Origin of the sequence: Aeromonas sp. DNP9, assembly GCF_001728955.1 — a bacterium.
GTDB classification, from domain to species: domain Bacteria; phylum Pseudomonadota; class Gammaproteobacteria; order Enterobacterales; family Aeromonadaceae; genus Aeromonas; species Aeromonas veronii.
The window spans coordinates 41766-61766 of sequence record NZ_LYSQ01000017.1 but is presented as its reverse complement, the minus strand read 5'-3'; the positions used below and the strand labels follow the sequence as shown (position 1 = coordinate 61766).

At 60.9% G+C, this 20001-nt stretch carries 18 protein-coding genes; 13 read left to right on the top strand and 5 right to left on the bottom strand.

The genetic code is table 11. The features are described 5' to 3' along the window. Window positions 1-34: 34 nt before the first annotated feature. Window positions 35-1870, top strand: a complete 1836-nt coding sequence (gene recQ, locus A9G06_RS13030; RefSeq protein WP_069555510.1) for an ATP-dependent DNA helicase RecQ — start codon at window positions 35-37, stop codon at window positions 1868-1870. Window positions 1871-1937: 67 nt separating this feature from the next. Here the strand turns inward: recQ and A9G06_RS13025 are convergent, their stop codons facing one another. Then, window positions 1938-2240 (bottom strand): cytochrome c, encoded by a 303-nt coding sequence (locus tag A9G06_RS13025; RefSeq protein ID WP_005340687.1) that lies wholly within the window; start codon window positions 2238-2240, stop codon window positions 1938-1940. Between the two features lie 105 nt (window positions 2241-2345). Here A9G06_RS13025 and A9G06_RS13020 point away from each other — a divergent pair, with 105 nt between their 5' ends. The 3 genes from A9G06_RS13020 to A9G06_RS13010 all read left to right on the top strand — a co-directional run bounded on the left by A9G06_RS13020 (window position 2346) and on the right by A9G06_RS13010 (window position 4905). Continuing rightward, window positions 2346-3773 carry a YdiU family protein gene (locus tag A9G06_RS13020; RefSeq protein ID WP_069555509.1) on the top strand — a complete coding sequence of 476 codons (1428 nt, stop codon included), beginning with the start codon at window positions 2346-2348 and terminating at the stop codon, window positions 3771-3773. Between the two features lie 10 nt (window positions 3774-3783). Then, entirely contained in the window at window positions 3784-4071 is a 288-nt protein-coding gene (locus A9G06_RS13015; protein ID WP_069555508.1) for a DUF3630 family protein, read from the top strand. Between the two features lie 159 nt (window positions 4072-4230). Beyond that, window positions 4231-4905: a 7-cyano-7-deazaguanine/7-aminomethyl-7-deazaguanine transporter gene (locus A9G06_RS13010; protein ID WP_069555507.1), complete on the top strand. Its 675-nt coding sequence runs from the start codon at window positions 4231-4233 to the stop codon at window positions 4903-4905. A gap of 270 nt (window positions 4906-5175) precedes the next feature. Here the strand turns inward: A9G06_RS13010 and rraA are convergent, their stop codons facing one another. Next, the gene (gene rraA, locus A9G06_RS13005) at window positions 5176-5661 is read right to left on the bottom strand and encodes a ribonuclease E activity regulator RraA (protein ID WP_005340678.1); all 486 of its coding nucleotides are present in this window, start codon (window positions 5659-5661) and stop codon (window positions 5176-5178) included. Window positions 5662-5807: 146 nt separating this feature from the next. Here rraA and A9G06_RS13000 point away from each other — a divergent pair, with 146 nt between their 5' ends. Both A9G06_RS13000 and A9G06_RS12995 read left to right on the top strand, forming a co-directional pair. After that, complete coding sequence (locus A9G06_RS13000; protein WP_069555506.1) at window positions 5808-7661, top strand: methyl-accepting chemotaxis protein; 1854 nt, start codon at window positions 5808-5810, stop codon at window positions 7659-7661. Window positions 7662-7783: 122 nt separating this feature from the next. After that, window positions 7784-8434, top strand: coding sequence for a chromophore lyase CpcT/CpeT (locus A9G06_RS12995; protein ID WP_005340675.1), 651 nt, complete (start codon window positions 7784-7786; stop codon window positions 8432-8434). Window positions 8435-8534: 100 nt separating this feature from the next. Here A9G06_RS12995 and rpmE read toward each other — a convergent pair whose 3' ends face one another. Continuing rightward, entirely contained in the window at window positions 8535-8750 is a 216-nt protein-coding gene (gene rpmE, locus A9G06_RS12990; protein ID WP_005340673.1) for a 50S ribosomal protein L31, read from the bottom strand. 147 nt (window positions 8751-8897) lie between these two features. On the opposite strand from rpmE, the gene priA reads away from it, so the two are divergent. Then, window positions 8898-11105, top strand: coding sequence for a primosomal protein N' (priA, locus tag A9G06_RS12985; protein ID WP_069555505.1), 2208 nt, complete (start codon window positions 8898-8900; stop codon window positions 11103-11105). Between the two features lie 66 nt (window positions 11106-11171). Here the strand turns inward: priA and A9G06_RS12980 are convergent, their stop codons facing one another. Continuing rightward, the gene (locus tag A9G06_RS12980) at window positions 11172-12263 is read right to left on the bottom strand and encodes a hypothetical protein (protein ID WP_069555504.1); all 1092 of its coding nucleotides are present in this window, start codon (window positions 12261-12263) and stop codon (window positions 11172-11174) included. 198 nt (window positions 12264-12461) lie between these two features. On the opposite strand from A9G06_RS12980, the gene A9G06_RS12975 reads away from it, so the two are divergent. The 5 genes from A9G06_RS12975 (at window position 12462) to dtd (ending at window position 18347) form a co-directional block, all read left to right on the top strand. Then, window positions 12462-13895, top strand: a complete 1434-nt coding sequence (locus A9G06_RS12975; RefSeq protein ID WP_069555503.1) for a DUF2867 domain-containing protein — start codon at window positions 12462-12464, stop codon at window positions 13893-13895. Window positions 13896-14051: 156 nt separating this feature from the next. Beyond that, window positions 14052-15278 (top strand): aromatic amino acid transporter, encoded by a 1227-nt coding sequence (locus A9G06_RS12970; RefSeq protein ID WP_069555502.1) that lies wholly within the window; start codon window positions 14052-14054, stop codon window positions 15276-15278. Window positions 15279-15532: 254 nt separating this feature from the next. Continuing rightward, on the top strand, window positions 15533-16774 hold the full coding sequence (locus A9G06_RS12965) for a malic enzyme-like NAD(P)-binding protein (RefSeq protein ID WP_069555501.1): 1242 nt from the start codon (window positions 15533-15535) through the stop codon (window positions 16772-16774). Between the two features lie 176 nt (window positions 16775-16950). Further along, complete coding sequence (locus A9G06_RS12960) at window positions 16951-17823, top strand: virulence factor BrkB family protein (protein ID WP_005340664.1); 873 nt, start codon at window positions 16951-16953, stop codon at window positions 17821-17823. Between the two features lie 86 nt (window positions 17824-17909). After that, complete coding sequence (gene dtd, locus A9G06_RS12955) at window positions 17910-18347, top strand: D-aminoacyl-tRNA deacylase (protein ID WP_069555500.1); 438 nt, start codon at window positions 17910-17912, stop codon at window positions 18345-18347. On the opposite strand, the gene A9G06_RS12950 is transcribed toward dtd, so the two are convergent. Beyond that, window positions 18336-19016, bottom strand: a complete 681-nt coding sequence (locus A9G06_RS12950; protein WP_069555499.1) for a methyltransferase domain-containing protein — start codon at window positions 19014-19016, stop codon at window positions 18336-18338. The two genes, dtd and A9G06_RS12950, sit on opposite strands and share 12 nt — an antisense overlap. 51 nt (window positions 19017-19067) lie before the next feature. Here A9G06_RS12950 and A9G06_RS12945 point away from each other — a divergent pair, with 51 nt between their 5' ends. Further along, entirely contained in the window at window positions 19068-19976 is a 909-nt protein-coding gene (locus A9G06_RS12945; RefSeq protein ID WP_069555498.1) for a bifunctional GNAT family N-acetyltransferase/hotdog fold thioesterase, read from the top strand. Window positions 19977-20001: the final 25 nt, after the last annotated feature.

The window sequence follows — 20001 nt, the reverse complement described above, 5'->3', positions numbered from 1 at the left end:
GCTGCTTTAGAATGGCGACCCCAAAGGAGAGCCCATGACCGCGATTGCCGAAACCCTGCCAGATCCTCAGCCAGAGAGTCCGCTTGCCCTGCTGCAGGCGGTCTTCGGCTATCAGCAGTTTCGGCCGGGTCAGCTCGAAATCATCGAGCAGATCGTGGCGGGGCGCGATGCGCTGGTGCTCAAGCCCACCGGTGGTGGCAAGTCGCTCTGCTACCAGATCCCGGCACTGCTGCGGCCCGGGCTCGGGGTGGTGGTTTCTCCCCTTATTTCGCTGATGAAGGATCAGGTCGACAGCCTGCGCGCCAACGGTGTGGCGGCGGTCTACATCAACTCGGCCCTGAGCCGGGAGGAGATGATCCAGAACTTTGCCGCCATGCGCCGCGGCGAGATCAAGCTGGTCTATGTCTCCCCCGAGCGACTGTTGCAGCACGAGTTTATGGATCGGCTGGCCGAGCTGCCGCTCGGGCTGTTCGCCATCGATGAGGCGCACTGTGTCTCCCAGTGGGGCCACGATTTCCGGCCTGAGTATGCGGCGCTGGGGCGGCTCAAACAGTGGTTCCCGCAGGTGCCTGTGGTGGCGCTGACCGCCACCGCCGACGAGGCGACCCGCAGCGACATGCTGCACCGCCTAGAGCTGAACGATCCCTTCATCCACACCGCCAGCTTCGATCGTCCCAATATCCGCTACAGCCTGGTGGAGAAGTTCAAGGCGGCTGAGCAGCTGCTGCGCTACGTGCAGAGCCAGAAGGGCAACTGCGGCATCGTCTACTGCTCCAGCCGCAACCGGGTGGAGGAGGTGGCCGAGCGGCTATCCCGCCACGGCTGCAAGGTGGCGCCCTATCATGCGGGGCTGCCGCTCGAGCAGCGCCAGCAGACCCAGGATGCCTTCCTCAAGGATGACATCGAGATAGTGGTGGCGACGGTGGCGTTCGGTATGGGCATCGACAAGCCCAATGTGCGCTTCGTGGTGCACTACGACATCCCGAAGAACATCGAATCCTACTATCAGGAGACCGGCCGCGCCGGGCGCGATGGCACCCCCGCCGAGGCGCTGCTGCTCTACGATCCCGCCGATATCGGCCGGGTGCGCCGCCTGCTCGACAACATCGAGAATCCCCAGCAGTTGCAGGTGGAGCAATACAAGCTCAACGTGATGGCGGCGTTTGCCGAGGCGCAAACCTGCCGCCGTCAGGTGCTGCTCAACTACTTCGGCGAGTACAACGACAAGCCGTGCGGCAACTGCGATATCTGTCTCGATCCGCCCAAAAGTTATGACGGCACCGAAGATGCCCAGAAGGCGCTCTCCTGCGTCTGGCGGGTGGGGCAGAATTTCGGGGTGGGTTATGTAGTGGAGGTGCTGCGCGGTTCCCTCAACCAGCGCATCAAGGATCACGGCCACGACAAGCTGTCGACCTACGGCATCGGCAAGGATCAGAGCCACGAATACTGGATGAGCGTGATCCGCCAGCTGATCCACAAGGGGCTGCTGACCCAGAACATCACCCGCAATCTGGTGCTGCAGCTGACCGAGGCGGCCCGCCCCGTGCTGCGTGGCGAGGTGAAGCTGGAGCTGGCGGTGCCCCGCTTGCAGCCCATCTCCAGCCGCAAGGAGAAGCGCAATGGCCTGCTCGACAACGCCAACTACGACAAACGGTTGTTCAAGGAGCTGCGCGGCCTGCGCAAGCAGATTGCCGAGGACGAAGAGGTGCCGCCCTACGTGGTGTTCAACGATGCGACCCTGGTGGAGATGGCTCAGCTGATGCCGATGACCGAAGACGAGATGCTGGCCATCAACGGCGTCGGTCACCGCAAGTTGGAGCGCTTCGGCGAAGCCTTTATGGATCTGATCATCGACTACTGCCGGCGGTAGGGTCGATTAGGCAGCCTAATCGACCACGGTAAGCGCGGCTCGGAAGAACCAAGGGTTAGACGCGAGGTTATTTCAGGCTGGCGTAGAAGGCCGCCAGATTGTCGATATCCGCATCGGTCAGCGGCGCCATGAAGGGGTCCATCAAGGGCTCTTTGCGAGTGCCATCCTTGAACGCTTTCAACTGTTTCACCAGATAGGCGGCATTCTGACCCGCCAGATGGGGATAGTTGGGGATCATCGCCTTGCCTTCCACGCCGTGACAGGCGGCACAGACCGCCGCCTTGGCTTTGCCGGCTTCAATATCGGCAGCCTTGGCCTGATGACCCCACGCCAGTGCCAGCAAGGGCAGGGCATATACCCATTTTTGCATCTTCTTCTCCTTGAATTGAAAAATGATGGTTGCCAGTGAGCACAAGCATGGCTGACGGCAGTATAAAGAGTGACACGAGCATACGCAGGGACGAATGGCACAACCATGAAGTTGATCAACACTTTTGCGACCGAGTTGCCCTGGGCCTGTGAACCCGTGGCCCCCCAGCCGCTGCAGCAACCCCGGTTGCTTCATCTCAACCGGACTTTGCTGGATGAGCTGGAATTGGGAGGCGTCAGCGAGGCTGACTGGATCGCCTGTTGTGGCGAGGGAAAAGTACTGCCCGGTATGCAGCCGGTAGCTCAGGTCTATGCGGGCCATCAGTTCGGGGGTTATAGCCCCCGGCTTGGGGATGGTCGCGCGCTGCTGTTGGGTGAGCAGCAGGCGCCGGATGGTCAGCGCTGGGATCTCCACCTGAAGGGGGCAGGAAAGACGCCGTTTTCCCGTTTTGGTGACGGCCGCGCCGTGCTGCGCTCCAGCATTCGCGAGTATCTCGCCTCCGAGGCGCTCCATGCCCTCGGCATCCCGACCACGCGGGCGCTGGTATTGGTGGGGAGTCAGGAGCCCGTTTACCGCGAGCTGGTGGAGACCGGAGCGACCGTGCTGCGCACCGCCCCCAGCCATCTGCGCTTCGGCCATATCGAGTATTTCGCCTGGAGCGGGCAGGGGGAGAAGATCCCGCCACTCATCGACTATCTGCTGCGCCACCACTTCCCCGAGCTGGAGAGTGGCGCCGAACTGTTTGCCGAAGTGGTGCGCCGCACAGCGCGGTTGATTGCCAAATGGCAGTCGGCGGGCTTCTGTCACGGGGTAATGAATACCGACAACATGTCGCTGCTCGGCTTGACGCTGGATTACGGGCCATACGGCTTTATCGATGCCTATGTGCCCGATTTTGTCTGCAACCACTCGGACCCTGCGGGCCGCTACGCGCTGGATCAGCAGCCCGCGGTCGGTTACTGGAATCTGCAAAAGCTGGCGCAGGCGTTGGCTGGCCATGTAGACGGTGATGCGCTGGCTGCAGCGTTGGCCCAGTACGAGCAGCAGCTGATGCTGCACTACTCCGAGCTGATGCGGGCCAAGCTCGGACTGGCAGTGTGGGAGGAGGGTGACCCAGCTCTGTTCCGCGAGCTGTTCCGGTTGCTGGCGGCCCACAAGGTGGATTACCACCTGTTCCTTCGTCGTCTCGGTGAGGTAACGCAAGAGGGGGCGTGGCCTGCGTCTCTGCTGGCCCTGTTGTCTGAACCTGGTGTTTGGCAGGAGTGGCTGGAACGCTATCGGGCACGGCTAATGCGCGAAGGCAGCGAGGATGCCGTGCGTAAGGGGCAGATGGATGCCATCAACCCCAAGTATGTGCTGCGCAATGCGCTGGCCCAGCAGGTGATCGACGCCGCCGACGCAGGGGATATGCAGCCGTTCGAGCGGCTGTTCGCCGCCTTGCAGCACCCCTATGATGAACAACCCGAATATGAGGATCTCGCCACCCCGACTCCGGCATGGTATTGCGGTGGTGAGCTCTCCTGCAGTAGCTGAGAGACAGGGAATGAGTTGGCAAATCAAACAGGTAGATAGCGAAGCTGGCGTGGTGACGCTGGATTGTCCGGCACTCAACTGGGACACGTTCCCTCTGTTGGCGCAGGTCTTGCTGCGAGAGTGGGAGCTGCAGCCGCTCGAGCAGGATATGGGGGCCGACCGCCATAGTTGGTTGCTGGAGTTTGAAGGGAGCCAGTTTCGGCTGGAGTACGAACACTACAGCGGCTGCTGGCTGGAGGCGGTGCGCCCGGCGGATCGGGAGGCGCTGCTCTGGCTCGCCAGACAGCACAAGGTGTGACTATCGCCCACAAGGCCTGCTCTGCCGCAGGCCAACCTGGACAAGCGTAATCGCATAAAGATTGAACTATCGGTTTGGGGGCGTATAATCTCGCCCCTCGATTATCGCCAATGGTGGCGATATGGGTTCCCTAACCCCATTAACCAAAAAGGTCACAAGATGAATCTGACCCCTGCGCAGTACCAAACGGCGCTCGTTCGCCTGTCGTTGTTCCACATCCTGATCATTGCCAGCAGCAACTATCTGGTGCAGCTGCCGATCACTGTGTTTGGCTTCCACACCACTTGGGGTGCGTTCAGCTTCCCGTTTATCTTCCTCGCCACTGACCTGACGGTGCGGATCTTCGGTGCCGGTCTGGCACGCAAGATTATCCAGACCGTGATGCTTCCTGCGCTGGCGGTCTCCTATGTGCTCTCCGTGCTCTTCTTCGAAGGGAGTTTCCAGGGCGTTGGTCATCTGGCCGAGTTCAACCTGTTCGTAGCGCGTATCGCGCTGGCCAGCTTTATGGCCTATCTGGTAGGGCAGTTCATGGATGTGGTGGTGTTCAACCGCCTGCGTCTGCTCAAGCAGTGGTGGATTGCACCTGCGGCCTCCACCCTGTTCGGTAATCTGGTTGATACCATCGCTTTCTTCAGTGTGGCCTTCTGGCGCACCACAGATCCTTTCATGGCAGAGCACTGGGTCGAGATCGCAACCGTCGATTACGTATTCAAGTTGCTGATAAGCCTTGGTTTGTTCGTGCCGCTCTACGGTGTCTTGTTGCGCTACCTCAGCCGCAAGCTGGTGGGCGAGGCCGGATTATCCAGCCTGCAAACGGCCACCCGGCAAGCCTGACCAGATTGACCACCCTTCGCGGTGGTCAATTTTTTTGCACTTTCTGCAAATAGCGCTTGCCTAGTTAAATGAGAATGATTATTGTTAACTTGTTTTCCGGGAAAGACTTCATTCGTTCCAACGTGATGGACTTCTTGTGAAGGCACGACATTGCTCACATTGCTTCCAGTTAAGGGCCAGTTTATCTGGCCCTCTTTTTTGGTCATTTTTCAGCAAGTTGCAGACATAAAAAACGGGAGCCAAGGCTCCCGTCGTCACGCTGTCTGTGGCTTACTCGATATCGAGTGCCTCGGGGGAGAGGATCACCCCTGTGGTATCGGCGTAGAGGTGGTCGTCGGGCAGGAAGGTCACGCCACCGAAGTTGACCGGCAGATCGGTCTCCCCTACATCCTTGCTGTCGGCACCGACCGGAATGGCTGCCAGTGCCTGAATACCGATATCCAGATCTTCCAGAATATCGACTTCGCGGACGCAGCCGTAGCAGACAATCCCTTCCCAATCGTTCTCGGCCGCCGTGGTGGCGATATCGCTGTCGATCAGAGCTCGGCGCATGGAGCCACCGCCATCGATCAGCAAGACGCGTCCCAGTCCGTTCTCTTTGACGAGTTCACGGATCAGGCCATTCGATTCGAAGCATTTGACGGTGGTGATGACGCCGCCGAAAGAGGCGCGGCCGCCGAAGGAGCAGAGCATGGGTTCAAGCACATCCACCATGTCCTGATAGATGTCGCACAGTTCAGAAGTATTGTATTCCATAGTGTCAAATCCACGGCTGGAAACAGGTGCAACCAGTATAAGGAGTGGGTGTGGCATTTCAATGAATATTCCTTGCACAGATCACCTGTCGCCGCTTTTCTGCATAAGCTCAATGCAGTTCACTGCCAGTTTGCGAGAGGTCCATCGTGCTTATCCGTCATAAGTTGATCCTGAATACCGTGCTGGTTGCCGTTGCCATGCTGGTACTGAGCGGCCTGTTTATCTACTCCAGCCAGGTGCACCGCCATCTGACCGAAGCCCAGCGTAATATCGACCAGCTGGAGATCGCCATGCTCAACCTGCGGCGGGCCGAGAAGGATTTTCTGATCCGCAAGGATATGGCCTTCGCCGAGCGCTTCAATCAGGGGCTCTCGGATTTTCACCAGCACAATCGGGAGCTGGTGACCGATGACAATCTGGCGGCCGTCGAGGGGGAGCTGACCAGGCTGGATCAGCAGATCAGCGGCTATGGCAAAGCCTTCAACGATCTGGTGGCTCAGCAGCAGAAGATTGGTCTGGGGCCGGAGGAGGGGCTCTATGGCAAGCTGCGGGCGGCGGTGCATGAGGTGGAGAATGGGCTCAAGCAGCTGGATCAGCAGGGGCTGCTCATCACCATGTTGCAGCTGAGACGGGCGGAGAAAGACTTCATGCTTCGCTCTGATATCCAGTATCTGGAGCGTTTCGAGACCTTGCACAAGAGTTTTCAGGATAGTCTTGCCACTTTGCCGGAGGGGGATCGCGGCAGGTTGGAGCAGGCCAGCAAGCAGTACCGGCAGGACTTTGTGGCGTTGGTGCAGGGGATGCAGGTACTGGGGCTGAAAGAGGATGAGGGGCTGCGCAACCAGATGCGGGATCTGGTGCATCAGACCGAACAGGGGTTTGCCGCCGTCGATCAGCACATTGTCGCTGAGCTTGAGCGGCAGAGCGCTCGCCTCAACAGCCTGATGCTGGTCTGTGGCGGGGTGATTGTGGTGCTGATCGGCATCATGAGCGTGTTGCTGGGGCGCAGCATCGACCGTCCCATTACTCAGGTGAATGATACCGTCAACCGCATTCGTCAGGATAATGACCTGCGCCTGAAGATAGAGTTGCGCGGGGCAGATGAAATGGCCCAGCTGGCAGGCAATCTCGACGTGATGCTGGGTGGGTTTCGCGATCTGATCGGCGATGTGAAGCAGAGCGTGCACACCCTGACTGAAGCGGCGGATCACCTCTCGGCCAACGTCAAGCGCACCAGTGAAGGGGCGGCGCGCCAGCTGCAGGAGACTGATATGGTGGCGACCGCGTCCACCGAGATGGGATCCACCATCGAAGAGATCGCCCGCAACACCGAGCAGGCGGCCAACAATGCGCAGACGACCAACAACAAGGCGATGGAGGGGCGGACTGCGGTCGAGAATACTGTCGAGCAGATCCGCTCGCTGGCGGGCAATCTGGAGAGTTCATCCCGCGAGGTGAGCCAGCTGCAAAAAGAGAGCGAGACCATCGGCTCCGTGCTCGATGTGATCCGCGGCATTGCCGAGCAGACCAACCTGCTGGCCCTCAACGCAGCCATCGAAGCAGCTAGGGCAGGGGATCAGGGGCGCGGCTTTGCGGTAGTGGCCGATGAGGTGCGCAATCTGGCCATCCGTACCCAGAAATCGACCCAAGAGATTGCCGGCATCATCAGCTCGCTGCAGAAACAGACCGGCAGCATCGTCGAGGTAATGGCGACCTGCCGCGAGCAGGGCAACCGCAGCTCGGATCAGGCCAGTACCGCAGGGGAGTTGCTGGGGCAGATCACTCAGGATGTTACCCACATCATGGACATGAGCACCCAGATTGCGGCAGCCATCGAACAGCAGAGTCTGGTGGCCAACGAGGTGAACCGCAACGTCAACAACATCCGTGACATCGCTCAGGAGTCGAGCATCATGGCGGAGGAAAATGCGAGATCCAGCGAGGGTCTCAACGAGCAGGCCCAGCTGCTCAACAAGGCGGTGGCAAAATATCGGGTTTAGTGAGCGGACTGGCATCCTTGTGAGGTTTTTGCACCAGAGTGGCAATGATTTGATCGTAATGGCTGTTATTGGGGAAATTCGCTCATATAATCGCCGCCACTATGATGATTCGGAAGGATTCGATGGCAAAGTTGCTGGTGGCCGTATTCGGGCTGCTCTGTTCCTGTCTGGTGTTGGCAGGTTCGGCGCCTCAGGCTACCCCACTCAAGCCCGGTATGGAGCCGCTACTCAGCTGGTTCAACGGGGCCTTTACGAGCCGGGAGCAGGCCAGTTACGACAGCCGCTTTACCAGTGCCGAGCTACGCCTGATGGAGATCTGGCCCGGCTATCAGGGCTATCGCTGGGTCTATGCCGAGCAGTACCTGAGTCTGCGCTCCGTTCGTCCTTTCCGCCAGCGCATCTATCGCTTCTCACCCGCCCCTGACGGGCGGATCCTGATGGCAGAGCTGACCATGCCCCGAGCCACCGATTTTGCCGGTGCCTGGCATGATCCCGCCCTGCTCGACAGTCTGACCCCGCAGCAGCTCTCCTTGCGCCACGGATGCGAGATCTGGCTGACACGCACTCCCTCCGGCGAATATGCCGGCCACACCCGGGTGGGCCACTGCTCCACCGATTTTGGTGGAGCCACTACGCTGGTGCAGCATATCTGGATTGGCCCCGATAGCGTCAGATTGCTGGATCGCGCCTATGACAACGCAGGGAGCCCGCGCTGGGGTAGCCCGGGTGAGGGGTATGTCTATTTGCGTCGTTCCAAAGGATTTGGCCAGTAGGGGAGAGTGCGTCTGGCTGCGGGAACATGAAGGATGAAAAACAGGGATCGTAAAAAAGGCGCCCATTGGGCGCCTTTTTCAGAATTCTTCAGAAGTAAAATTACTTCTTGGTGGTCATCGCACCGAAACGCTTGTTGAACTTGTCTACGCGGCCGCCGCTAGAAACTTCTTTCTGCTTGCCGGTGTAGAACGGGTGGCACTCGGAGCACACGTCCAGGTTCAGATCTTTACCGATGGTAGAGAAAGTGTTGATGACGTTACCGCAAGAGCACTTGGCGGTGATGGCTACGTAGTCAGGATGGATACCAGCTTTCATGGACAACCTCAATTAATAGGCCGTGTCGCCATCCGATCTCTTGTCGGACACCACACGATTGTTGAACACAGTTTCAAAGGCTGCGAATAATATAGGAAATGCCTGAGATCAGGCAAGTGGCTTCGCAGAAAAAATAGGCAACCCCTGGTGAATTCTTCCCAAACGCTGGATCTGGTTCGTGTCGCTGTCCCGGTACCGTTACGCCGTCACTTCGACTATCTCTCTCCCCTGCCGTTACCTGCCCCCGGTTGCCGGGTCGAGATCCCTTTCGGTCCCCAGACCCTGGTCGGGCTGGTGGTGGATCATCCGGCCGACAGCCAGGTGCCCCGCAACAAGCTCAAGCCCATCAAACGGGCATTGGACACGGCACCGGTGCTGGGGCCGGATATTCTGGCGCTGATGAACTGGAGCGCCAGCTACTACCAGCATCCGCTGGGTGAGGTGTTGCCTCACGCCCTGCCAGTGCTGGTGCGCAAGGGGGAGCCAGCCGCCTATCGGGAGCTGGAGTTCTGGTTTGCTACCGAGGCCGGCATGGCCATCGACCTTAACGAGCTCAAGCGGGCGGCCAAGCAGCAGCAAGCGCTCGCCCTGCTGCGCAAGGGGCCGCAGACCCCCTCTGCCCTCAAGCAGGAGGAGATCCAGTGCGCCGCACTCACCGCGCTGGAGAAGAAGGGGCTGCTGGAAAAGCGCTCGCTGGAGCCGAGTCACGACGGCGATTGGGCTGCCCGTTTCGAGCCGGGGGAGGGGCTGCGTCTCAACGGCGAGCAGGCGCTGGCCGTCTCTGCCGTTACCAGCCAGAGCGACAAGTTCGGAGCCTTCCTGCTGGATGGCATCACAGGTTCCGGCAAGACCGAGGTGTATTTAAGCATCCTCGAGCCGTTGCTCAAGGCGGGCAAGCAGGCGCTGGTGATGGTACCGGAGATCGGCCTCACTCCACAGACCATCAACCGCTTCCGGCGCCGCTTCAACGTGCCGGTGGTGGCGATGAACTCGGCCATGAACGATCGGGAGCGGCTCGACGCCTGGCTCGCCTGCCGCGACGGCGGCGCTGCCATCCTGATCGGCACCCGCTCTGCGGTGTTCACCCCGTTTCACAACCTCGGCATTATCATCATCGACGAAGAGCACGACGGCTCCTTCAAGCAGCAGGACGGTTTTCGCTACCAAGCGCGGGATCTGGCGGTGATGCGGGCTCATCGTGCCGGTATCCCCATCCTGCTTGGCTCGGCCACCCCGTCGTTGGAGACGCTGTACAACGCCCGCACCGGCAAGTATCACCATCTCACCCTGACTCGTCGTGCCGGTAACGCCCAGACCGCCCGTCAGGTGATCCTGGATATCAAGAACGTGCGGCTGCAGGCCGGGCTCTCTCCCCAGCTGGAGCAGCTGATGGCAGAACATCTGGCGGCGGGCAATCAGGTGATGCTGTTTCTCAACCGCCGTGGCTATGCCCCGGCTCTGATCTGTCACCAGTGTGGCTGGAGCGCCGCTTGTGAGCGTTGCGATGCCTGGTACACCTGGCATCAGGCCGGGCGACGGCTGCACTGCCATCATTGCGACAGCGTGCGCCCCTTGCCCCACCACTGCCCCGAGTGTGGCAGCAACGAACTGATCGGATCGGGAGTGGGCACCGAGCAGCTGGAACAGCTGCTCACCACGGTTTTCCCGCAATATCCGGTGGTGCGCATCGATCGGGACAACACCCGCCGCAAGGGGGAGCTGGAGACCCATCTCGGCGACATCAAGGCGGGCAAGTACAAGATCCTGATCGGCACCCAGATGCTGGCCAAGGGCCACCACTTCCCGGATGTGACGCTAGTGGGTCTGCTGGATGTGGATGGCGCTCTGTTCAGCGCCGATTTTCGCGCCGCCGAGAAACTGGCCCAGCTCTACACCCAGGTGGCGGGTCGTGCCGGGCGCGCCAGCAAACCCGGGTTGGTAGTGCTGCAGAGCCACCATCCGGAACATGCCCTGCTGCAGGATCTGACCCAGAACGGTTACGGCCACTTCGCCGATACGGCGTTGAAAGAGCGCCGCCTGCTGGGGTTGCCGCCCTTCAGCTATCAGGGGCTGTTCCGCGCCGAGGCCAACGGTCGTGACGAGGTGCAGCTGTTCCTCGCCCGACTCGCCGATACCCTGCGCAGCGCCCGTTATCCCCACGTTCAGGTGCTGGGGCCCATCAGCGGCTTTATGGAGCGCAAGGCGGGCAAGTTCCGCATGCAGTTGCTGGTGCAGGGGCCGAACCGGGCGCCACTGGCCCAGTTGCTGGATTGGGCGGTGAAGGAGCTGGAGGGGTGGCCCGAGACCAAAAAGGTGCGCTGGAGTCTGGATATCGACCCCACCGAGCTGAGTTGATGGTGGCACCGGAGCCGGTCGCTGACAGTTATCGTCAGCGACCGATGGGTGATTTTATTTCAAGGCTCAGACCCGCAGATCGATCTGCTGCACCCAGCCTCCTTTACCCTGTTCGGTGAGATAGAGGCCGGATTGGCGCAGCACCCCCTGATTGCCGCTCTCCCCAAGATGGTTGAAGGGGGTGTCGAGGGGATGGAGCAGGATGGCGCCGATCCCCAGTTCGACCAGAGCTATAGGTGCGTGCTCGGGATGCCAGAACTGCAGGGCTGAAAACTGGCTATCCCCCTCATCCAGCACCCCGTTGCCATCCTCATCCATGGTGGCCAACTCGCCGAAGCCATTGCCGGAGCGGGCCCCGAACAGCTCGCCGCCATCGTCAATGGTGCCGTTGCCGTTGCGATCCAGCGCTACAAAGCCGCTCCCTTCACTCAAGCCCGGCAGGCTATCCTCTTTGCCATCCTGATCAATATCGAAAGTGACTCTAGTCTCGGTCAGATCGGCAATCTTGCCATCCAGACTGAGCACCAGAGGATCCTTGAGGGCATTGAGGGTGGTGCGCCGCTGGCTCACCTCCAGCTGGCGCCAGTCGAGCACAAAGCCGAGATCGAGCTGAATAGTCTGACCATCCCGAGTCGCTACGCTGGCCGATGCTACCACGTTGAGCTGCTCCTGTTGCAGCAGGGTGTCAGTCACCTCCACCAGTTGATCCGGCTCGGCGGCTTGAGCCGCGGCGTCTCCTTGGGTCACTCCATCGCCTCCCTCTTCGGAGGGTTTGACCGGCTTGGGCAGCTCGATTTCGTGGCCCAGCATCGCCTCAATCATCAGCTTGATCAGTCGCTGGCGGTTATCCAGCCCATCATCGGGAATACCATCTTGCTCTTTGCCGACGTCCGCTGCGGGCGGGGCGGGAGGTGTTGTCGCTTGCTGGCTGGCGGCGGATTGCCTCGAGGTTTGCAGCATCAGGGCGCTGGTGAGAGTCAGGGTGCTACTGCGTTCGCCGGCCACTGCCGTGTTGTTGCCTTCCGGTGGATTGACGGCGGGTGGCACTGGCCCAAGATTGCGCACCTTGCGGCTCTGGGCCTGTTGTTGCCGGTATTGCACCTCCCCCTGGAGGTCGTAGTGATCGATGCGCATACGTTCGTCCTCGGCGCTATACATCTGGTTATTTATCGACCAGCGAATAAGCAGGGCTTAACACCAAATCGGACTAATCAGGGAGGTGGTTAGTACTAGGTTGCAAGGTGGTGGCGTGGCAGGATGGCAAGAGACTGGATAGTGGCGCTCTAGTTGAACATTTTCAGGTAGCGCTGCGCACTCTGGCTGACAAGCGGCATCGGTGAGGATAGGGAGAATTACATGAGAAATTGTTTGGTGATGGGGGCGGCGGGGTATATAGGTTCCTATCTGGTGCCTCACCTGCAAACCCTGGGCTACAGGGTGATTGCCGGGGCGCGCCGTCCCTGCCGATTGCCTGAGGGGGTCGAGTTTCGCCTCGCCGACAGCCTCAAGCCCATCACCCTGCTGCCTGCGCTGGCGGGCATCGATACCGTTTTTTATCTGGTGCATGCCATGGGGGCGGGGGCCGATTTTCACCGGCTGGAGCAGCAGGGGGTGAAGAACTTTGCTGCCGCCGCCCGCGCCGCCGGGGTGCGCCGTATCATATATCTCGGGGCAATCCAGCCCGAGCAGTGCAACAGTCGCCATCTCAACTCCCGCCGCCACTGTGGCGAGCTGTTTCGTGAATCCGGCGTACCGACGGTGGAGCTGCGCGCAGGCATTATCATCGGCCCGGGCTCGGCGGCGTTCGAGGTGATGCGGGATCTGGTGTTCAACCTGCCGATGATGGTGACGCCGAAGTGGGTGCGCTCGCGCACGCCGCCGATTGCGCTGTCCAACCTGCTGCACTATCTGGGTGGGCTGGTGGAAGCCGACGAGGTGGATGGCCGCATCTTCAATGCAGTCGGCCCAGAACTGCTTAGCTATCAACAGCAGTTGCAGAAGTTCGCCGCCCATATCGGCAAGCGCTGTCCCATCATTCCCATCCCGTTTTTGAGTCCGCGTCTCTCCGCCTGGTGGCTGCAGTTTGTCACTTCGGTGCCGCAGCCGGTGGCCAAGGCATTGGTGGGTGGCCTCAAGCATGATATTCCGGCCGACGATGGCCCGCTGCGTGCACTGCTGCCGCAGACCCTGCTCAGTTTTGACGAAGCGCTGGCGGAGAGTCTGGCGCTGGAGCAGAAGCTGGGGGCCGAGCAGCAGGGACAGGAGACGCCGCTCGGCCTGCGCTGGCGTCATCCCGAATATGGCTTCTATGACCGTACCGCCAGCGGCGATGCCATCTGTCTCGCCTCCCCCGAGGTGGTGTGGCAGGTGTTGCAACAGTTGGGTGGCGAGAAGCGCTACTTCTACATGAACCAGCTGTGGGTGGTGCGCGAATGGATGGATCACCTGATCGGCGGTCCGGCCCGCACCCGTGGTCGCAGCAATCCCGATCGCTTCGTGAAGGGTGACATGCTCGACTCCTGGCAGATCCTCGGGGTGGATGAGGGGCGCAGGCTCGATCTGCTGTTCAACATGAAGGCCCCGGGCGTCGGCCGGCTGGAGTTCAACATCCTGCCGGAGGAGTCCGGGTTGACCCGCATCCGGGTCACCGCCCACTGGCATCCGCAGGGCGCCTGGGGGCTGGCTTACTGGCTCGCCATGCTGCCGTTCCACCTATTCATCTTTCAGGGGATGACCGAGGCTATCGCCAGAGAGGCGGAGGCAAAAGCCGGGATCCCCGTAATGGATTGAGCCTCTTGGCTTCGCGCTGATGGCGCTGGCTGTGGCCAGTCAGGCGCCGTCAGCCCCCCTTTGGCCCATATTGAGGTGCTTCCCCGGGCAAAGGCTGGCATCATGCCGCGGTCTTGTTTACCGCGGATAGATAACCAGTCAGAAAAAGAAGGGATTATGAAGAAAAAACCATCAATTTTGGGGGGCGCCTGCATCATTGCCAGCGTCTGCGTGGGGGCTGGCATGCTCGGTCTGCCGAGTTCGGGGGCGGGGGCCTGGACCCTCTGGTCGGTGCTGGCGCTGACCGTCACCATGGTGATGATGACCCTCTCCGGCTGGATGTTGCTGGAATCCTTCCAGCACCACGATATGCGGGTCTCCTTCAATACTGTGACTCGCGAGCTGCTGGGGGAGAAGCTCAATCTCCTCAACAACCTCTCGGTCTACTTTGTTGGCGGCATTCTGCTTTACGCCTATATCACCTCCTCCGGTGCCATCCTGCAGGGCATCCTGGGGATCGACAGCAAGCTCGCGTCCGTGCTGTTCGTGGCGCTCTTCTCTGCGGTGGTGTGGCACTCGACTCGCGCCGTTGACCGTATTTCGGTGGTACTGATCGCCTTTATGATCCTCAGCTTCGCCCTCGGTGTGGCCGGGCTGCTCGGCAGTATCAAGCTGCCGACCCTGCTCGATCTGGCGGGCAGCGAGAGTCGCTACGCCCCCTATGCCATGGCGATGCTGCCAGTGGCGCTCACCTCGTTCGGCTATCACCACTCGGTGGCCTCCCTGCGTGCCTACTACCAGAACGAGCAGCAGGCCAGATGGGCCATTCTGGGGGGAACCCTGATCGCGCTGGCGCTCTACGTGCTCTGGCTGCTGGGGATCTTCGGCAACCTGCCCCGTCAGGATTTTGCTCCCGTGATTGCCAAGGGAGGGGATGTGAGTGTGCTGCTCTCCGCGCTTTCAGGGGTGATCGAATCGGAGAAGGTGGCCAGCGCAATCAACGGCTTCTCCATGGCGGCGATCCTCTCCTCCTTTATCGGAGTGGGGCTCGGGGTGTTCGACTATCTGGCTGATCTGTTCAAGTTCGACAACAGCCGCGCCGGTCGCTGCAAGACCTGGGCGGTCACCTTCCTGCCGCCGCTGGTGCTCTCCCTGCTCTTCCCGTTCGGCTTCCTGCTGGCCATCGGCTATGCCGGTGCCGCCGCCACCATCTGGACCTGCATCATCCCGGCACTGCTGGTGCTGCGCACCCGGGCGCGGGCCGAGCGGGGCGAAGTGACGTCCCGCTTCGTCACCCCTGGCGGCAAGCTGATGGCCTGGCTGCTGATCCTGTTCGGATTGGCGACCGCGCTGTTCCACTTCCTGTCGATGGCAAATCTGTTGCCGGTCTATCTGGGCAACTGAGTCAGGTCTACAGCACTGACAGAAAGGGCGGCAAGGCCAACTTGCCGCCCTTTTTGCGCCATTTTTACCCCATGCAGCAGGATCTATAACTAAAGTGGTAGGCATGGGTGGGGTAAGGTGCTGAAATAACTGGTCTGATCTGGCTGGCGGTAGCATGATCTGCTGGGAATGACCCCTGCTTTCTTTTATGATCCCCGCCCTTCTGCGTGCCCCCTGTCGGCACCTCATTTGCACCAACCACATCGGGGTCCCCCATGTCCGATCTGCGTCAAGAAGCACTCGATTACCACGCCCAGCCCGTACCGGGCAAAATTGCCATCGCCCTGACCAAGCCTGCCGAAACCGCCCGCGATCTGGCGTTGGCCTACAGCCCGGGTGTTGCCGAGCCAGTGCGCGAGATCGCTGCCAACCCGGCCGACGCCTACCGCTATACCGGCAAGGGCAATCTGGTGGCCGTCATCTCCAACGGCACCGCCATTCTGGGGCTGGGTAATCTGGGGCCGCTGGCCTCCAAGCCGGTGATGGAGGGCAAGGCCCTGTTGTTCAAGCGCTTCGCCGGTATCGACGCCATCGACATCGAGGTGAAGCACGAGACCAGCCAGCAGTTTATCGACACGGTGGCGGCTATCGCCGATACCTTCGGTGGCATCAATCTGGAAGATATCAAGGCACCTGAGTGCTTCGAGATTGAAGAGGCGCTGATCGCGCGCTGCGATATTCCGGTGTTCCATGATGACCAGCACGGTACCGCCATCGTCACCGCCGCCGGGCTGCTCAATGCGCTGGAAGTGCAGGGCAAGCAGATCAGCGACAGCCGCATCGTTTGCATGGGGGCGGGGGCTGCCGCCACCGCCTGTATGGATCTGCTGATCAAGTGTGGCGCCAGGGCGTACAACATCTTCATGCTGGATCGTCAGGGGGTGATTCACACCGGCCGCAGCGATCTCAACAAGTACAAGCAGCGTTTCGCCAACGAGACCCCGCTGCGCACCCTGATGGATGTCATCGAAGGAGCGGATGTGTTTGTTGGTGTCTCCGGCCCCGATGTGTTGCCCGCCGAAGCGGTCGCCCTGATGGCGCCCAATCCGGTGATCTTCGCCTGCTCCAACCCGGATCCGGAGATCAAACCGGCGCTGGCCCACGCGGTACGCAGTGACCTTATCATGGGTACCGGCCGCTCCGACTACCCGAACCAGATCAACAACGTGCTCTGTTTCCCCTTCATCTTCCGCGGTGCCCTAGACGCCCGCGCCAGCCGCATCAACGATGCCATGAAGATTGCTGCGGTCGAGGCGATCCGTGCTCTGGCCAAGGAGCCGGTGCCAGCCGAGGTGCTGACCGCCGCCGGGGTCAGCGAGCTCGCCTTCGGCAAGGATTACGTCATTCCCAAGCCGATGGATGCCCGTCTGCTGCCGCGCGTAGCCCGCGCCGTGGCGCTGGCAGCGGTGGCCTCCGGCGTTGCCCGCATCGAGCTGCCCGCGGACTACATGCTGTAATCCGGCGTTGCAAACGGCCCCATTGCGGGGCCGTTTTGATTTCTGCTTCTGACGACAGCCAGAGACGCCTACTGGGTGATAGGTTGGGGCAGATGGAGGCAAATCGGGTGCAAAGGTGGTCAAACAGCGCTCTCCTCTGACACAATATTGCCACTATGACGCTAACGAGAATCAAGATGCAGCAGCCTGTCAGCGGCCGTTTGGCCCACGCCCTCTCCTTCTTGCGCCATGATGGTCGCCACTTTGCCCAGTTTGTCTGGGGCCGTTTCCAGCAGGACAGATTGACGGTTACCGCCGGTTATCTGGCCTATGTCACCCTGCTTTCGCTGGTGCCGATGATCGCCGTGGTCTTTGGCATGATGTCCGCCTTCCCGGTGTTCCAGAGCCTCAAGCAGGCGATGGAGCAGTTCGTCTACCACAACTTTGTGCCGACTGCGGGCGATATGCTCAAGGAGTACATCGACGGCTTCGTCGCCAATGCCACCAACACCACGGCTGTGGGGATTGGGGCGCTGGTGGTGGTGGCGCTGATGCTGATCTCCGCCATCGACAAGAACCTCAACTACATCTGGCGCTCGACCCAGGGCCGCCCGCTGGCGCAGGCGTTTGCCATGTACTGGATGATCCTCACCTTGGGACCCGTGCTTATCGGGGCCAGTATCGCCATCTCCTCCTACATCTTCTCGCTGCGGCTGTTTGGCGCCGAGAGCCTGTTCGGTATCGGTTATCTGCTGCTGCGGGGTTTGCCATTCCTCTTCTCGGTGCTCACCTTCCTGCTGGTCTATACCGTGGTGCCGAACTGCAAGGTGCGGCTGATCCACGCCTTTATCGGTGCGCTGGTAGCGGCGACCCTGTTCGAGCTGGCCAAGCGCGGCTTTGCCATCTACATCACCAACTTCCCCTCCTATCAGGCCATCTACGGCGCGCTGGCTACCATCCCGATCCTGTTTGTCTGGGTCTATCTCAGCTGGCTGGTGGTGCTGCTGGGGGCTGAAACCACGGCCTGCCTCGGTGAATATGAGAAACCGGCGAGTGAGGAGCTCGGCTAAGCCATCGCCTTGCCCACCGGTTTATTGGTAGCATCGACGACCGCCCCTGCGAGGGGGCGGTCGTTCTGTTTTCAAAGGAGAGGGATGTGATTGCATTGATTCAGCGGGTCAGCGAGGCCAGCGTGACTGTCGAGGGGGAGGTGACCGGCGCCATCGGTCAGGGATTACTGGTACTGCTCGGGGTTGAGCAGGGGGATGACGAGGCCAAGGCCGACAAGTTGCTGCATCGGGTCAGTGGTTATCGCATCTTTCCGGATAAGGAGGGCAAGATGAACCTGAATGTCAGCCAGATCGGCGGCAGTCTGCTGGTTGTCTCCCAATTCACGCTGGCGGCGGATACCAAGCGAGGGATGCGTCCCAGCTTCTCCTGCGGTGCTCACCCGAGCGAGGCCGAGCGGCTCTATGACTACTTCGTGGCCAAGGCTTCAGCCAGCGGCATTCCGACCGAAACCGGCCGTTTTGCCGCCGACATGAAGGTGGCGCTGGTCAACGAGGGGCCGACGACCTTCTGGCTACAGGTCTGAGGATGCTTGATCCCGCGGTATGACGTGGACGATCACGTTGATAAGCCCCGCAACCGGATAGGGGGTAGCGGGGCCAATCCACTGTTCTATCAGTGTCAGGGCGTGGGTTAGCTCCAGTGCGGTGCGCGGCAGCAGGTTGATCACCAGGGTGCCGCAGAGGCGGGGAGCCAGCGCCCGGTAGAGCCGCTCCTGAAACAGCAGCAGCGGGTTGCCATCCTGACTGAATAGATCGAGCAGGATGAGATCGTACTGCAGTTCGCTCTGCTCCAAAAAGGCGAGGGCATCGGCCTGATGGAGTGCCGGAGCAGCGCGTTCATCGCTCTCCTGATGCTGGAAAAACTGCTGATAAACGGTCAGCACCTCTTCGTCGAGGTCGACGCACTCATGGCGGGCATCGGGCCAGCGTTGGCAGAGATGGCGAGTGAGATCGCCGCCCCCCAGCCCCAGTTCGAGTATCTGTGTGGCCTGCTCGGGCAGCAGGCAGGCGATGACCCGTTGATGGGGCAGACAGAGGGTCGCGGGGTCGGCGAGCGACATGGCGGATTGCACCACGCCGTCTATCTCCAGCCAGCGGTGCTGGTCATTTTCCTGTACCGTGAGGCGGCGCTGGGGTTTGACGCTGAGGTGCAACAAGTGATCGGCTTGGTACGCTTGCAGATTGAAGTCCATGAATTTGCACGGCAAGATGGTTTCCGACCAGTGTAACTCAAGGATGAAACTATGTACCGGGTAGTCACCCCTCAGACAGTCGCCGAGCTGGATGCCTACTACCAGTTGCGCTGGGAACTTCTGCGTAAACCCTTCAATCTGCCCGTCGGTTCCGAGCGGGACGAATACGACACGGTCGCCATTCACCGGCTGATGTTGGCCCCCGATGGTACCCCCATCGCGGTGGGCCGCCTCTTTATCGGCGGTGACGAGGCGCAGATCCGCTTTATGGCGCTGCGTCCCGAATACCGCGGCCAGGGGCTGGGCGCCCGAATGGTGGAGGATCTCGAGCAGCTGGCCCGCAGCGAGAAGGTGAAACGGCTGGTGATGAACGCCCGTCAGGAGGCGGTGGAGTTCTATCGCAAGTGCGGCTTTCTCGAAGTGGGGGGCGGCCCTGTCTCCTTTGGTCGCATTCCCCATCGCCAGATGATCAAATCCCTGAGCCCGTTGCAGACTATCCAGTACCGGCCGGAGTGGTGTCAGGATCTCACCACCCGCTGGTCACGCGGGGTGCCCATCAGCGAGAAGATGGGGATGCACATCAGCCACTACGACGGCCAGACCTTCCATCTCAAGGCCAATCTGGCGGCCAATTTCAACGTGCATGGCAGCATGTTTGCCGGCAGTGTCTACAGCCAGTGCGTGCTGGCGGGCTGGGGGCTGATCTGGCTGCAGCTTAAAGAGGAGGGGCTGGTGGGCGAGCCGGTGCTGGCCGAGAGCTCCATCAAATATCATGGCCCGGTCGATGAGGAGCCCGAGGCGCGAGTGGCCCGCGAGGGGATGCCCGCCGTGCTGCAGCCGCTCAAGCGGGGGGAGCCTGCCACCTTCAGCCTCAAGATCCAGCTGTTCAGCGGCAGCAAGCTGGCGGCGGAGTTCTGCGGTCACTACGTGGTGCAGCCGCCCCGCCGTCCGGGCCAGTAACCGCGCCGTTTCCCCATCAAACAAC